13 protein-coding genes are annotated in these 14,321 nt (G+C 67.3%); 5 read left to right on the forward strand and 8 right to left on the reverse strand.

What is annotated here, in order from left to right; all coding sequences use genetic code 11:
- Nucleotides 1–184 precede the first annotated feature (184 nt).
- Nucleotides 185–1,408, forward strand: coding sequence for a cytochrome P450 (locus A5724_RS25660; RefSeq protein ID WP_067808969.1), 1,224 nt, complete (start codon nt 185–187; stop codon nt 1,406–1,408).
- On the opposite strand, the gene A5724_RS25665 is transcribed toward A5724_RS25660, so the two are convergent.
- Both A5724_RS25665 and A5724_RS25670 read right to left on the reverse strand, forming a co-directional pair.
- On the reverse strand, nt 1,399–2,073 hold the full coding sequence (locus tag A5724_RS25665) for a hypothetical protein (RefSeq protein WP_067808972.1): 675 nt from the start codon (nt 2,071–2,073) through the stop codon (nt 1,399–1,401). The genes A5724_RS25660 and A5724_RS25665 overlap by 10 nt on opposite strands.
- Before the next feature lie 173 nt (nt 2,074–2,246).
- A complete protein-coding gene (locus tag A5724_RS25670; RefSeq protein WP_067808974.1) occupies nt 2,247–2,558 on the reverse strand; it encodes a hypothetical protein in 312 nt (103 codons plus the stop codon).
- 153 nt (nt 2,559–2,711) lie between these two features.
- Between A5724_RS25670 and A5724_RS25675 the strand changes: the two genes are divergently transcribed.
- Both A5724_RS25675 and A5724_RS25680 read left to right on the forward strand, forming a co-directional pair.
- Nucleotides 2,712–3,407, forward strand: a complete 696-nt coding sequence (locus A5724_RS25675; RefSeq protein ID WP_067809496.1) for an ABC transporter ATP-binding protein — start codon at nt 2,712–2,714, stop codon at nt 3,405–3,407.
- On the forward strand, nt 3,404–5,893 hold the full coding sequence (locus A5724_RS25680; protein WP_067808976.1) for an FtsX-like permease family protein: 2,490 nt from the start codon (nt 3,404–3,406) through the stop codon (nt 5,891–5,893). The genes A5724_RS25675 and A5724_RS25680 overlap by 4 nt, the downstream gene beginning before the upstream one ends.
- Here A5724_RS25680 and A5724_RS25685 read toward each other — a convergent pair whose 3' ends face one another.
- Genes A5724_RS25685 through A5724_RS25700 form a run of 4 tightly spaced genes read right to left on the reverse strand, consistent with a single transcriptional unit; the run spans nt 5,894 to nt 8,914 of the window.
- Nucleotides 5,894–6,478 carry a hypothetical protein gene (locus A5724_RS25685; protein WP_067808978.1) on the reverse strand — a complete coding sequence of 195 codons (585 nt, stop codon included), beginning with the start codon at nt 6,476–6,478 and terminating at the stop codon, nt 5,894–5,896.
- Nucleotides 6,479–6,528: 50 nt separating this feature from the next.
- A complete protein-coding gene (locus A5724_RS25690) occupies nt 6,529–7,155 on the reverse strand; it encodes a class I SAM-dependent methyltransferase (RefSeq protein WP_067808980.1) in 627 nt (208 codons plus the stop codon).
- Nucleotides 7,152–7,721, reverse strand: coding sequence for a DUF4389 domain-containing protein (locus A5724_RS25695; RefSeq protein ID WP_067809499.1), 570 nt, complete (start codon nt 7,719–7,721; stop codon nt 7,152–7,154). The genes A5724_RS25690 and A5724_RS25695 overlap by 4 nt, the downstream gene beginning before the upstream one ends.
- A 17-nt stretch (nt 7,722–7,738) precedes the next feature.
- Nucleotides 7,739–8,914 (reverse strand): NAD(P)/FAD-dependent oxidoreductase, encoded by a 1,176-nt coding sequence (locus A5724_RS25700; RefSeq protein WP_197518783.1) that lies wholly within the window; start codon nt 8,912–8,914, stop codon nt 7,739–7,741.
- Nucleotides 8,915–8,956: 42 nt separating this feature from the next.
- Here A5724_RS25700 and A5724_RS25705 point away from each other — a divergent pair, with 42 nt between their 5' ends.
- Nucleotides 8,957–10,417 (forward strand): glycosyltransferase family 39 protein, encoded by a 1,461-nt coding sequence (locus A5724_RS25705; RefSeq protein WP_067808982.1) that lies wholly within the window; start codon nt 8,957–8,959, stop codon nt 10,415–10,417.
- Here A5724_RS25705 and A5724_RS25710 read toward each other — a convergent pair whose 3' ends face one another.
- Complete coding sequence (locus tag A5724_RS25710) at nt 10,418–11,230, reverse strand: family 16 glycosylhydrolase (RefSeq protein WP_067808984.1); 813 nt, start codon at nt 11,228–11,230, stop codon at nt 10,418–10,420.
- A 124-nt stretch (nt 11,231–11,354) separates the two neighbouring features.
- Between A5724_RS25710 and A5724_RS25715 the strand changes: the two genes are divergently transcribed.
- A complete protein-coding gene (locus A5724_RS25715; protein ID WP_067808986.1) occupies nt 11,355–12,494 on the forward strand; it encodes a hypothetical protein in 1,140 nt (379 codons plus the stop codon).
- On the opposite strand, the gene A5724_RS25720 is transcribed toward A5724_RS25715, so the two are convergent.
- A complete protein-coding gene (locus tag A5724_RS25720; RefSeq protein ID WP_232004980.1) occupies nt 12,491–14,242 on the reverse strand; it encodes a zinc ribbon domain-containing protein in 1,752 nt (583 codons plus the stop codon). The two genes, A5724_RS25715 and A5724_RS25720, sit on opposite strands and share 4 nt — an antisense overlap.
- Nucleotides 14,243–14,321: the final 79 nt, after the last annotated feature.

Below are 14,321 nucleotides of genomic sequence, written 5' to 3' on the forward strand. Positions count from 1 at the left end.
ACAGCGCGGTCGCCGCGACCCCAACCGCAGGGGTAGAGACGCTGGTCAATGCCGGGCAATGAGCGGCGACGACGGTCACCGACACCGTCAGTGTCGGATGTTTGACCGACAGACACGCCTGCCAGTTCATTTACCCGAAAATCGGCGGTCACCCGTTCTACCGTCGGGCGGGAGGTGATCCGCCATGGTCGAAGACGCGATCAGCATCGGCGGGGTCGATCTGGCCGACCCGGACACGTACGCCGAGGGCATGCCTTACGAAGCGTTCCGCGAACTGCGCCGGCGCGCGCCCGTCGCATTCCATCCGTTTAAGGACGGACCCGGATTTTTCGCCGTGACCGGCTACGACGAGGTGCACGCGGTGTCCCGCGACAGCGCCACGTGGTCGTCGCAGGCGACCGGTGTCTTCTACGACGTTCCGCTGCCAGCAGAGCAATTCCAGTTGGAACTGATGATGCTGACACTGGACCCGCCGCGACACACCAAGCTGCGGTCGCTGGTCAGCAAGGGCTTCACCCGGCGTCAGGTCGCGCGCCTGAACAAACACATGGCGGACATGGCACGCCAGATCGTCGATGACGTCATAGAGCGGGGAGAGTGCGATTTCGTCGACGACGTCGCCGGCGCCCTGCCGTCCTACGTGATCGCAGAGCTGCTCGGGATTCCGCTCGACGACGGTCGCACGCTCTACAGGCTGACCGAGATCATGAACACCGGCGACATCGCAGACGCCACCGTCAAAGACGCTCAGATGCAGATGTTCGCGTACGGCACCGAATTCGCCGCGCGCAAACGCAAGGTCCCCGGCGACGACATCGCAACCTCGCTGCTGCACGCCGAAGTCGACGGCGAGCACCTCACCGATCTCGAGTTCAACATGTTCTTCCTACTGCTCATCAATGCGGGCGGCGACACAACCCGAAACCTGGTCGCCGCAGGCATTCTCGCGTTGATGCAACATCCTGACGAGCGAACCAGACTGGTTGCCGACCCGTCGCTGCTACCGACAGCCATCGAGGAGATGCTGCGCTACACCAGCCCCGTCACCGTTTTCACCCGCACGGCCACCAGGGACACCACACTGCGTGGCGTACCGCTACGTGAAGGCGACCGGGTGGCGCTGTACTACCCATCGGCCAATCGGGACGAGGCGCACTTCGCTGACCCCGACCGGTTCGACGTCGGCCGCACGCCGAACCACCACCTAGCGTTCGGCGGGGGCGGCACGCACTTCTGCCTCGGCGCGAACCTCGCGCGGGTGGAGGCCACCGCGCTCGTGCCCGAAGTGCTGTCGCGGATGACGGATCTGGCACTCGCGGGCCCGGTCGAGCGAGTGCGCTCGACCCTGATGAACGGCGTCCACAAGATGCCGGTGCGGTTCACCCCCGCCGGAGTGTCTCAGCGGTAGTAGGTCTCACCGCCGGTCGGATACCCGCCCCCGGTGGTGGTGACATGCACGTGGTCGAAATGGCCGTAGCCGCCACTCTTGGCACCGCCTGGGGTGTAGTAGACACCGCGCCAGATGGCGTCCTGAATTCCGAAGACCTTGGCGTTCTGCAGTACGTACGTCACGATCTGGTCGCCCAGTGCGATACCCGCGGCACTACTGGGGTCGGGGATCATCACGTCGAGCGCCAACCCGTTGGGATGCCACCGCAGCGCATCCGGCCGGACGCCGCCGATCGATTGGATCTCGGGGAACTCGGCGCTGATGTGGCGTGCGGTGAGAATCGTCCTGACTTGCAGACCCTTCTCGGGTGCGACGCCCGCCGGCAGCGCACGGTCGACCACACGGTACCGCGACGCCGCCGAAACCAATTGCGCGGGCGCGGAACTCGCTCCCGGCGGAACCACCGACGGCAATCCGGGCGGCGCAGCGACGATCTCGAAGCAGCACGGCGCGGGTGGTTCGGGGGCGGGCGCGGGCTTGGGCGCGACCGGTTTGATCTCGCGTTCGGCGGCCAACGGATGTACATCGGCGGTGACGGCGAAGAACATGGCAGCGGGGGCGATGAGCGCAGCCAGCGCAGCAGGTGGCTTGCGCCGCTCCTTGGCTAATGAGTGCCGGCCCACGCAAGCACGATACGAAATACCAGGGGCAAATGTCACGAAGTTGTCACGACGCGGTCACAGAACGGGGTCACGCGGTTCGGATCCCTAGCCGACGCGCGCATCATTCTCGCAGGTCAAAAGCCTGCGCGGGAACAGAAGTACCCGTTATACAGTCCGCCTCGACGTGTGAACAATCACGGAATAGGAGCGGCGCCCCCGCCCTGGGATTCCTGCAATCCGATGCATTCGCCGGTGTTGGCGCCGGTGCACGGAATGCCGTCGACCTCGGGCATGGCCGGGTTGCCAGGCACCGCCGATTCCCCGATCTGGGGCGCGCCCATCACGCAGGCCCCGCTGGTCTCCTCGGTGACGTAACCGGGCGGGCATTCGGCGACCTGCGTCAGCGTCGATGAAACCGGTACGGCGGCAACCGCCGGCGCCGCGGCAACGGCGAGGGCGAATGCGCCGAGAAGGATGGATCGCCGCGACGAAAGCTGCAGAGTCATCGCCGCTCCTTTCTGAAGTCTCCGGTTATTTACGGAGAGGTCATCAACTGTAGGCATCGCCCCTGCGCACCGGGCCGAAATCGCAGGTTGACCTGCCTGCTCCCGAGTAAGCTGCCCGAGCGGGGGTGACCCGCCATGAGCGACGCTGCGGAACTGACCATCGAACTGCGCGACGTGGTCCGTGAATACACGGTCGGGGGTCAACCGGTTCGCGCGCTCGACGGCATCAGCCTGCGCCTGACCGGTGGCCAATTCGTTTCCATCGTCGGGCCCTCGGGTGCGGGCAAGAGCACCCTGCTGCATGTGCTCGGCGCGCTGGATTCCCCTGACTCCGGTTCGATCACGTTCGACGGCGACGAGATCGGCGCGCTGACCGACGAACAGCAGTCGGCGTTCCGGCATCACCGCGTCGGCTTCGTCTTCCAGTTCTTCAACCTGTTGCCGACGCTGTCCGCCTGGGAGAACGTCGCGGTCCCCAAGCTCTTGGACGGCGTTCGCCTCGGCAAGGTCAAACCGGACGCGGTCCGCCTTTTGGAGCGGGTTGGTCTGGGGAACCGGACGACGCACCGGCCATCAGAACTGTCCGGCGGGCAGATGCAGCGGGTCGCGGTGGCCCGCGCCCTGATGATGGATCCACCGCTGATCCTGGCCGACGAGCCGACCGGAAACCTCGACACCACAACAGGCGCTGCGATTTTGGCGCTACTCGCCGAGGTCGCACACGAACAGGGCCGCGGCCGATTGGTCGTGATGGTGACGCACAATCCCGACGCCTCGGCCGCCACCGATCGGGTGATCACATTGCAGGACGGTCGGCTGGGATCTGATGAGATGTCGGCGCTGCCGTGACACTGGGCGCGACGATCACCGCCACCGCGAGCCGGTTGCGGGTGTTCAGTCTGCGCGAGTTCGTCGTGCATCGCCGACGGACCGTCGCCTCGATATCCGTAATGGCAGTCTCTGCAATGTATCTCGTCGCCGTCTTCGGCATCTTCGGGTCGATCACCGGATCAGTCAGCCGGCTGGCCGACGGCGTCGCCGGTATCGCCGCCCTCGAGGTGTCGGGTATCACCGACGCGGGGTTCCCCGATTCGATCACCGCCGAGGTGGCCGCGGTACCCGGCGTCGCCACCGCCGCACCGATGATCCGGATGTCGGCGCAGACGCAATCAGGACCGGTGCTGCTGTTCGGCGCCGATAAGAGCAGCGCCGAACTGGGTGGTGCGCTCAAAGACGCTGTCGCCCAACCGGTCGAGCAGTTGGCGCAGACACCGGACGGTGTGCAGGTCGGGCCCGGCGTAGGCCGCGCCAAGGGCGACAAATTCCAGTTGGGCTCCGGCGAGGTGACCGTCACCGATGTGCTCGAAGGCGAGCAACTCAGCGACCTCAACAGCGGACAGTACGTCCTTGCCCCGCTTGCCCTGGCGCAGAACGTCACCGGCAGAACAGGCCAACTCGACTCGATCCTGATCACCACCCGACCGGGCGCCGACCTCGCGGTGGTTCGAGACGTGGTCACCAAAGCCGTCGACGGGCGTGCGATCGTCGCGCCGCCGAGTATGCGTGCCGCGCGCGCGGGCGACGGCGTCAAGATGATGAACTACATGGCTCTGATGGGCGCGGTGGTCGCCCTCATCGTCGGCGCGTTTCTCATCTACACCACCATGACGATGGCGATCACCCAGCGCCGGCCCGTGCTCTCCATGCTCCGCGCGATCGGCGGTAGGCGCGCCACCATCGTGCGCGACATGCTGGCCGAGGCGGCGGTGCTCGGCGTCAACGGTGGCGCGATCGGGTCGGCCGCCGGAATAGCGCTCGGCCGCATCGCGATTGGTCGATTGCCCCCGGCGTTGACCCAGGGGTTGGAGGCCCGGATCCAGTACTGGCTGCCGGGTTACGCGATTCCGATCGCGCTCGCGACGACGGTGCTCACCAGTGTCGTCGCGGCGGCCACGGCGGCCAGGCAGGTGTACAAGGTGTCGCCGATCGAGGCGCTGGCGCCGGTCGGGGTGTCGGCGGCCGACCGGGTACCGAGGTGGCTGCGCGTCGCGGTCGGCGTCGGCGCCATAGCGGTGTTCGCCGTGGCGATCGTCATCGTCGTCGGCCGAAGCGGCACCATCGCGGTCGCTGCGATGTCCGCGCTGTTCTGCGCCGAGATCGCCCTTGGCTTCGCCGTCGCGGCGCCGATCGTCAAGGCCACCGCCGGCGTCGCCAGAACGTTCGGCTCCGCCGGATCGCTGGCCGCCGCGACCATCGAGCGCTCGACGCGTCGGGTGTGGGCCACCGTCATGACCGTGCTGATCGCGGTGGTCACCACGGTTCTCATCACCGGCACGAACACCGACATGATCCGCTCGGCGCGCGCCATCTTCGCACCCGTGGCCGACGTCGACGTCTGGGTGAGCGCGGACTCGCCTGACAGGTACGCGACCACACCCCTGCCGCAGGGCCTTTCGGATCAAGTGCGCTCGGTGCCGGGAGTCCAACGGGTGGTCGAGGGCGCGTTCGCGTTCGCCGACGTGTCAGGCACCCGCGTCATGCTCGACGGATTCGCCCCCGGCACAGCCGATCCGCTGTATCGGGCGCTCGACGCCCGGACACGCGACGAGGTGCTCGCCGGTCGCGGTGTGGTGCTCACCCAGAACCTCGGCAGGTCACTTCAGGTCAAGGCCGGCGACACGCTGCGGATGCAGTCCCCGCACGGTGTGCAGCAGGTGACGGTGTTGGCGCTGGTGCCCTACTTCTCCACAGTCATCGGCACTGTCGGAATGGAACTCGGCCAAATGCGCGCATGGTTCGACCGTCCGGCCGCCACCACGCTTCAAATTGACGGCGCCCCAAGGGTTCTGCAGGGCGTCCGACGGGTCGTGCCCGCCGAGAACTACGTCTACGACGGTGCGGCGGCGTTGGCCGGGATGGAAGCGCCGATGCGACAGAGCATGTTCATCGCCAACGCGGTGTGGATCATCGTCGCGTTCGTTGCCGCCGTCGCGCTGCTGAACACGCTGACGCTGTCGGTGCTGGAACGACGCCGGGAGATCGGCGTGCTGCGCGCCATGGGATCCAGTCGCAGACTGACTCTCGGCATGGTGCTTGCCGAAGCGGCCGCCATCGGTGTCGTCGGCGGCGTGCTCGGGCTGATGTTCGGGCTGGCCGACCAATGGCTCTACAGCCTCGTCAGCGGCGACATCATGAACTTCACCGTCGAGTTTCGGCCGAGCCCGATGGCGCTCGCCTTCACCCTCGGGGCGATCACCATCAGCCTGCTCGGCTCGGTGCCGCCTGCGCGTCGGGCAGCGCGGCTGAACATCATCGAGGCCGTCAGCGTCGAATGATCAAAAGCCAGCCCGCACAAGCTCGGTGAACAGCGGGGCGAACGGGTCCTCGACCGGGATCGCGAGCGAGAAGGTCGCGAACGGGCCGATGAACGTGTTCACCGTATGCCCGGCCACTCCGATGCTCGCGCGCCCCAATCCCAGGTTGTTCTCCGGGTCGGTGCCCGACGTCAGCACGTCGGTGAACAACGGTGTGCGAAGAACGAACGCGACATAGTTGTCGTCGTCGGGATCGGCGGCCGAGGTCACCGAGAACAGGCCGAAGAAGTCGTGTGTCGAGCTGATGAAACCCGGGTCGGCCGCCGCGGCAGCAGTCTTCGGTTCGGGTGCAGTGGCCGTCGAGCGCACCTGTAGCGCTGACACCTTGGTGACAGGCTGTTTCTTCGGCGCACGCCGGTGCGGTTTGGGGGTGTCGTTCTTCGTCGCCGCCCCGCTCTTCTTGGCCGACGGCTTATGCGCCGACTGCGACGACGCCCCCTTCCCCGAATCTGCCGCCGCGATCGCCGGCGTGCTCACCGCCGCCACCCCGACGCCCAGCGCGATGGCCAGGGCCCACATGCATCCGATCTTCTGTGCGTTTGTCATGGGTCGCTCCCCTTCCCCTGTAGAGGTCACGTAGCACCCCCGCGGGAAGTTCAACCGCGCGCCGACGTCGCGAAACCCAGCAGATGCGGTGTGCACGGCGGCGGCACGGCCGTGCGGCGGATGCGGCGCAGTCCCGCCGTGTCGAAGCCGGCCGCGGCGATGGCATCGACGGTCCGGCGGTTGGGATGACACCCGGACGCCACCACAGACCACGGCCTGGCGATCAGATCCTGGAACCGACCCATCACACCGTCGCCGCGGACGTGCTCGAGCACCACCAACCGTCCCGCGGGCGCGAGCACCCGCCCGATCTCGTCGAGGGCCGCGTCCGCGTCGTCGACCGAGCACAGCACCAGGCCGACGTGAACCGAGTCAAAGCTGTTGTCCGGGAACGGGATCGACTCCGCCACCCCGGCCACCACGTCAACCGTTAGACCGCGGCGGCGCGCGGCAGCCAACGCCATCCGCCGAAACGCCGCCTCCGGTTCCACGGCGGCGATCGACGTCACCGCCTGCGGCACAAACGCCAGATCGGTGCCCGGTCCGATACCGACCAGCAACAGCCGACCGGTCGCATAGCTCATCGCCTCGCGGCGATACCGGTCGTAGAACAGCTTCCCGAACACCGGTGTGCCCAACCGGTAGACATACGGGAACAACGGGTTACGCCGCGTCACGGCATGCCCAAATCCATCCGGAACGGCGGATATTCGTCTCGCATCAACGAGACGTAGACCGCCACCCGGTACCGGTAGCGCACCATCCCCATCAAGAGGTCGAACATGCCCTCGTGAATCGAGCCCTTGACCAATAACCACGCCGCGTTGATCACGCACAGCACCTGGAGGAACGCCTCCATCGCCCAGCACAGCAGGATCTGCGGCAGGCCCAGCAACCACCATTTGACCAGCACCGACCATCTGTCCAGCCGCTCGGGATAGTCGACGTCCAGGTCGCCCGGATAGGCAGGCCGGGCGGCGAGAGTGAACGGCGGGTACTTGTCGGTGGTGTTCATCGGGAATCGGTAGTTCATCACCCGCCAGGACCAGCGCAGCACCCCCACGTTAAAGTCGAAGATTCGGCGCGGATAGCGTCCCGTGCACAAGATCGCCACGCCTGCAACGAAAGTCGAGAACGGATACACCAGATACAGGCCGATCAAGATCGGATAGTGCGGCACCGCAAGCACGCACCACTTGACCAACCAGAGCCAGCGCGACGGCGCATCGATGGCGCCGCGCACCGTCACCGGGTCGACGGTCATGAGCTCGGCATGGCCGCGAGATCCCTGCTGACCTCCGCGCAGATCCGGCGGTGACTCACCTTGCCGAGGAAGGTCGTCAGCGCCCACGTCATGCAGCGGTCCGGGATCACCGCCGCCGGCCTGAGCACCGCCTCGGTGTGCGACACCTGCAGCGCGGTCACCCGCGACACCGCCGACACACTGCGTCGCCGCGTCTTCTCATACCAGCGCAACGCTTTCGACGGATCGCCGCGCACATCCGCGAGCGCCTTGCACAGCACCATCGTGTCGAGCAGCGCCTGATTGGTGCCCTGCGCGAGCGTCGGCGGCATCGTGTGCGCGGCGTCGCCCAGCAGCGTCAGCGGGCCGCGACCGGGTCCCGGCACCGGATGCCGGAAGTGTGGGTACGGCGAATCCGCCAGATCAGCGTCGGTCAACGTGGCCAGCAACCCGTCGACCACTTCGCACCATCCGGTGAAGTGTTGGCGGAGACCGGCTATCGGCGATTCGGGTCTGACGAATCCGAACGACCACGGCAGATCGAACCACCACTGCACCTCGGATCCGCCTGCGGGCCAAAGGCCGAGATTCCCGTGCTCGCCGATGACGAGAAGCGCGACGTGCTTGTCTACGAGATCAGCAACGGTGGCCAACCCCTGCCAGCTACACCAACCTGTCGGCTCCGCATCGCGCGCCCCGACTACGTCTCGCACCTTCGAGTGCAGACCGTCCGCGCCGATGAGCAGATCAGCCTCTGCCGCGCCACCGTCTTCGAACTCCACCCGCACCCCGTCGCGAAAAGTGGCCACCCTGGCCGCGCGCCGGTCGAATTGGATCCGGTCGGTCTGGAAGCCATCGAGCAGTCGTTCGAGCAGCACCCGCCGCGGCACCATCCGGACCGACTCGCCGAGCCGATGCACGATCGCGGTCAGGTCCAAAGTGACCAGCGGGCGGCCCGTCGACGTCACCACCCGCACGCTGCTCAGCCGCTGCCCTGCCCCGGTCATGTCGACACCGAGTTGCTGCAACACCGTCGCACCGTTGGGCCAGATCGTGACGGCCCCACCTCCGGGCTGGGTGTCCGGCCGCTGTTCGACGACGGTGACGTCGTGGCCGTCGCGCAGTAATCCCCTGGCTGCGGAGATGCCGCCGACGCCCGCGCCGACGACGAGGATCCGCAGCCTCCTCCCCACGCACTCAGGCTACGACGAAGGCTCTGGCAACATAGCCGTCTGATGAGACTGAGGCCGGCCGTGCTCGACCCACTGGTCGTCGGGGTCCTGGCCGCCGCGGTGAGCCTCGCGGGTGCGGCCCGCCCGTCGTTCTGGTACGACGAAGCGGCGACCATCTCGGCTTCCTACAGCCGGTCGCTGCCCGCGCTGTGGCAGATGTTAGGCAATGTGGATGCCGTCCACGGCCTGTACTACCTGGTGATGCACGGCTGGTTTCAACTGTTTCCGCCGACCGAGTTCTGGTCGCGTGCGCCCAGCGGATTGGCGGTCGGCGCCGCGGCGGCAGGCGTGGTGGTGTTGGCCAAGCAGTTCTCGTCGCGCACCGTCGCGGTGAGTGCGGGGGTAATTTGCGGGATCCTGCCCCGATCGACGTGGGCGGGCATCGAAGCCAGGCCCTATGCGATGACGATGGCGGCCGCGGTCTGGTTGACGGTGCTGTTCGTGCACGCGCTTCGCCGCGACGACGCGCGGATCTGGGTGGCGTACGGCGTCGCGTTCGCGGTGTCGACTCTGCTCGACATCTATCTCGCGCTGATGTTGTTGGCGCACATCACATTCCTCTGCCTCTACCGGCCCGGCCGAAAGACGGTGCTACGGTTCGGCGTTGCTGCGGGGCTGGCAACTCTGGCGTTGGGCCCGTTCGTGCGCGAGGCGTTCGGTCAGGTGCACCAGATCGTCTGGATCGCACCCGTCGGCCGACGCACGCTCGAGGACGTGGCGATCCAGCAGTATTTCGAGAGGAGCCCGCCGTTCACGATCGTGTCGGTGCTCGTGGTCGCGACGGCTGTCGCGGTGTGGCTGTTCACCTCGGCCAGCCCGGACCGTCAACTGCTGGCCTTGGCGGCCGCGTGGCTGATCCTCCCGACCTCCGTGATCCTGCTCTGGTCCACGGTCGTGAACCCGATCTACACCCCCCGCTACTTGTGCTTCACCGCACCTGCGGTCGCACTGGCGTTGGGAGTGTGCATCGGCGCACTGGCCGTCAAGCCGTGGCTGGCGGTGGCCGTGGTGAGCGTCCTCGCGGTCGCCGCCGTACCGAATTACCTTCTGGTGCAACGCGGTCCGTATGCGAAGTACGGGATGGACTACAGCCAGGTGGCGGACCTGATCACCGCGAAAGCCGCCGCGGGCGACTGCCTGCTCGTCAACGACACGGTGACCTTCATGCCCGCACCGATGCGGCCGTTGCTGGCCGCCCGCCCCGACGCCTACCGGAAACTGGTCGACCTGAGCCTGTGGCAGCGAGCGACCGACCTCAACGACGTCTTCGACACCAACCTGATCCCGGAGGCCACCGCGGGACCGCTCAGCGACTGCCGTGTCGTGTGGATCATCACCCAGGCGGACACGTCCGACCAACGCTTCTCCGATACGCCCGCGTACGCGGTGCCCAACAGCCTCGGCTTCCGGTTCGTCGACCGTTGGTCGTTTCACCTGGTGCAGGTGATCAAGGCGACCAAATAGCTACCAGACGCGGATGTAGTCGACCAGATACGCCGCCGGGTAGGTGCCCAACGCGGCGTCGCCGGCGCCGACCCCACCGACCGCGAGGGTGAACATCGGTGACAACCAGTAGCCGGGGTTGTTGAACGGCCACCGCAAGTCAGTCACGTTGCCGTGCACCGGGATCGGCTTGTTCGGCACGCTGAAGTACGGCTTCGCCCCGTCGACATAATCCCGCCAGAACTTGAAACCGTCCTCGCCCCAATGCATCCGCCAGGTGTGCCACGCGCCGTCGACCATCCCCGGGATCGACTTGCCTTCCCAGGTCTTGCCATTGGAAGCGGCGTGCACGGTGGTTCCCGGTGCCCAGTTGCCGTTGCCGTACCACTCGAAGATGTCGACCTCGCCGTCGGGGAGCGGATCCTCGTTCACCGCCCAGAACGCAGGCCACAGTCCTGGGAACAAGCAGTCGAGCTTGATCCGCGCCTCCCAGGTGGTGTTGATCGGCACTCGCCAATTACCGCGCACCTTGCCGCTGAAGTAGTCGCCCATTTCCTGGGTGGCGAGCAGGACGAGGTTGGAGTTGCCGTCGAGGAACACGTTTCGGCGATCGTCGCGGTATATACCCTCCACCGGCGGGAACACGTCGTCCTGCCAGCTCTGCACCGTCCAGTTCGCGGGATTGGGCGGCGCACCGGCGGGCCCGTCGAACTCATCCGAGAAGATGTACCTGCCGGGATCGCCGCTCGGCGGCGCAGCCCCGGCCTCGGGTAGGGGGATAGCGGCGGCCAGGGCACCGAGCCCGGCCATCAACATCAAATTGCGACGATCCATCTGAGGCACGACTGGAACCCTAAAGGTACAACCTCTGACCGCGCGCGATTTACGGACGGTTTTTGAGAATTTGATTAGAGCGGTAGGCTCGGATCCGATTTGTCCGAAGCGGGGAGCAAACCAGGTGGACCTCGTACTCGGTCTGTCGATCAGTTCGGCAGTCCTCCGATGGGTGCTGGTAGAAGGCACGACGGCCGAGGGCGCCACAATCTCTCGCGATGCAGTGGATTCCGACACCCTCGACGACGTCCTGACCGCGGTCGCGGACAACCGACTGCATGCGGTGGGGGTCACCTGGGCTACTGAGGCCGAGGCCGCCGCGTCCAGCCTGCTCGACGCCCTGGCCGACCGGGGTCTGTACAACGTCGTCACGGTGTCCGACGAGGAAGCCGCCGACGCGCTGGCGGCGGGTATCGCCGATCGGGGCGGCTTCGCAGACGTGGCTGTTTGCCTGTTCGAACCCGACGGCGCCCTGCTCACCGTGGTCGATGCGGACGGGGTGACGACGGACCGGGTCGAACCGACGGCCGACGAGATCTTCGCCGCCCTCGACCGCCACGCCGCCCGACCCGAGTCGATCTTCGTGCTCGGTTCGGCAGGCGACCTCGATGCCATCGCGGCGTCGTTCGACGGGGCAGGCGTTCCCGTGATCACCGCGGCCCAAGCCGATCTCGCGCTGGCGAGGGGTGCCGCGCTGGCGTCGGCCGGAGCGGTCAACGCCCTGAACGCTCCGCCTGCACGATGGCGGATGCCGTCGAGGACCGCAGCGCTGTCGTCGGTGGTGGCGGCCGCGGCCGTCGCGCTCGTCGTCTCGCTGTCCACCCTGCTCGGCATCGGGCTGACTCCCGACAGGGAAACGGCTGTGGCGCAACGGGACACAGCGGCCACCATTGAGAAACCGGTACGACCGCCCGCAAAACCGCCCGCTGCACCTTCCGCACAGGCCGCGCCCGCACCGGTGCCGCCGCAACCGGTTCCGGCGGCAGCTCTGCCTCCGCCGCCAGAGCCGGAGGCCCATCCGATCGTCGAGGCCGCCGCTCCGCTGCCGGATGTGCCCGACGCCATCCCGATGGTCGAGCCGCCCGCCGCGCCTGCGCCCGAACCGGCGGCGGTGCCGCCTGCGCCGAATTACGTACCGCCTGCGCCCGCACCGGTTTACGTGCCGCCCGCGCCGCCGCCGCAGCCACGGTTGCGTGACCGGATCATCGAACGCATCCCGATCATCAACCGATTCCACGAACCGCAGTACGGCTACGGCAATTAACGGTGCGAGTTGTCGCGCCAGATGAAGCTGTTCACGTACTTGCCCATGTCCAGAGCCAGTTGCATGTTGACCCCCGACGGGTGGCCGCTGCCGAAGCTCGGGCTGAATTCGTGATAGGGGCCGATCGCCGCCGCCACCAACGCGTAGTTCTTCTTGATCGCAACCAGCACCAGTAGCCTCAGCCGCGTGAAGGTGCCCGCCGAATCCTGCGGGTAGGCGTCTTTGACCACCCCGTAACCGGGCTGATAGCCGACCATGGCGTTGGGTATCTCGTAATCCGTTGTGGCGTCCGGATATTTGTCCCGGATCAGTTGCTCGGCGATCTGCTTCGAGGTGCGCCCGTTGGCGGGAAGGCCGAAGAACTGCATCCTGCCGGTGTCCCCCGCGGTGAAGTCCACGTTCACCCCGTCGGGATCGAACGTCACCTCGTAGGCCGTCCCGGCGCGGGGATATTGGACGGAGAATCTGCCGTCGCTGGACATGAACCACGGATTCGTCTCGACGGGTTCGCCGATCGGCGGCTGCCCACAGTCTGGCGGACACACGAATTTCGGCGCCTTCGGCGTCGCCAGCACCGACACCGCGACCGCCGCGGCGGCCACGACGGCCGTGCCGACCCCCAAGCCCGTCAACACCCTGCCATGAGTGATGTATCGGGTCGGCGCGGTCTCATACGAGCCAGCGGGCATCGCGTAACCGGGCCGGGTCACGGGTGCGCTTGCGGGTGCGCGTCGTTGCTGGCGCGCCGTGCGCGACGAGGCACGCGCGGCCACCCCGCAATTCGGGCAGAAAGCCGTGTCCGGCACGACATGGTCGCAGTGCGGGCACAACACATGCCGCTCGGGTACCCGCGGGTCGTGCTCTTCGTACAACAGCATCGCCTGCAGCCCGATCCGCAGCACCAGCAAGGCGATTACGGCGATCACCAGGTGCAGTCCGAGATGAAGTCCTTCGAAAAAGGGCAGTGACTCCATCACGCCGAGCAGGCCGTACAGCAGCAGGGCCGCCGCGGCACTTGCAGCGAGCAGCACCACCGCCGGTCGCCGGTTGCTGCCCGCGGGCGGCGTGAACCACAGCGCTCCGCCGAACAGACCGCCGAGTGCCGCGGCGGTCAGCGGCAGGGCGACGCCGAGGATGGCGGCCTGGACGAGGAGTTCGGTGACCGGCCGCGCGGCGTCCGCCTTCGGTCCCGTGGCGAATTGGGGCGCGAACCGTGTGAGGGTGCCCGCCGCGGTGAACGCGATGGCTCCCAACGCGCCAATGACGAACCCATCCAACGACTCTCGCGTCGACGGCCGGGTCAACCGCACCACCACCGCGGGAAGCAACGAAAATACCGCCGTCAGCAGCGCCACCCCGAGTCCGGTGAGGACCGTGGCGGCGTCGACCTCGACGTCGCCGAACGCGACGTCGTACCGCTCGGCGATGAGCCCACCGCTGAGCAGCCCCCACCCAACGCCGAACCCCACCCCAAGCAACACAGTCAGGACCAACGCCGGGGCGGGCAGATCGTCGTCGACATCCGCCGCGCGCAAGTACATTCCGAACAGCAACGGAAGCGCAAGAGCGCTGAGCGCGATCAGGGGTGCTTGCCCGCGCAGCAGCCCGCAGACCACCAACGCCAGGAACACCAGCGCCAGCGCCGCCCGAAACGGTGCCCGCGAGCGGTGTGGCAGATGCGGAAACAGGGTGCTCGCGATCGACAGCCGCAGTACGTGTTCACCCGGCGCCGCCGCTGATGCGCTCATGCGCAGGCGGCCCCTGCGCTCACCGCGCTCCGCCGGAAGGTGTGTGCCGCAGGTGCCGCAGAACGCGGCCGCGGGCACC

This window comes from Mycobacterium sp. ACS1612 (assembly GCF_001667505.1).
Classification (GTDB): Bacteria; Actinomycetota; Actinomycetes; order Mycobacteriales; family Mycobacteriaceae; genus Mycobacterium.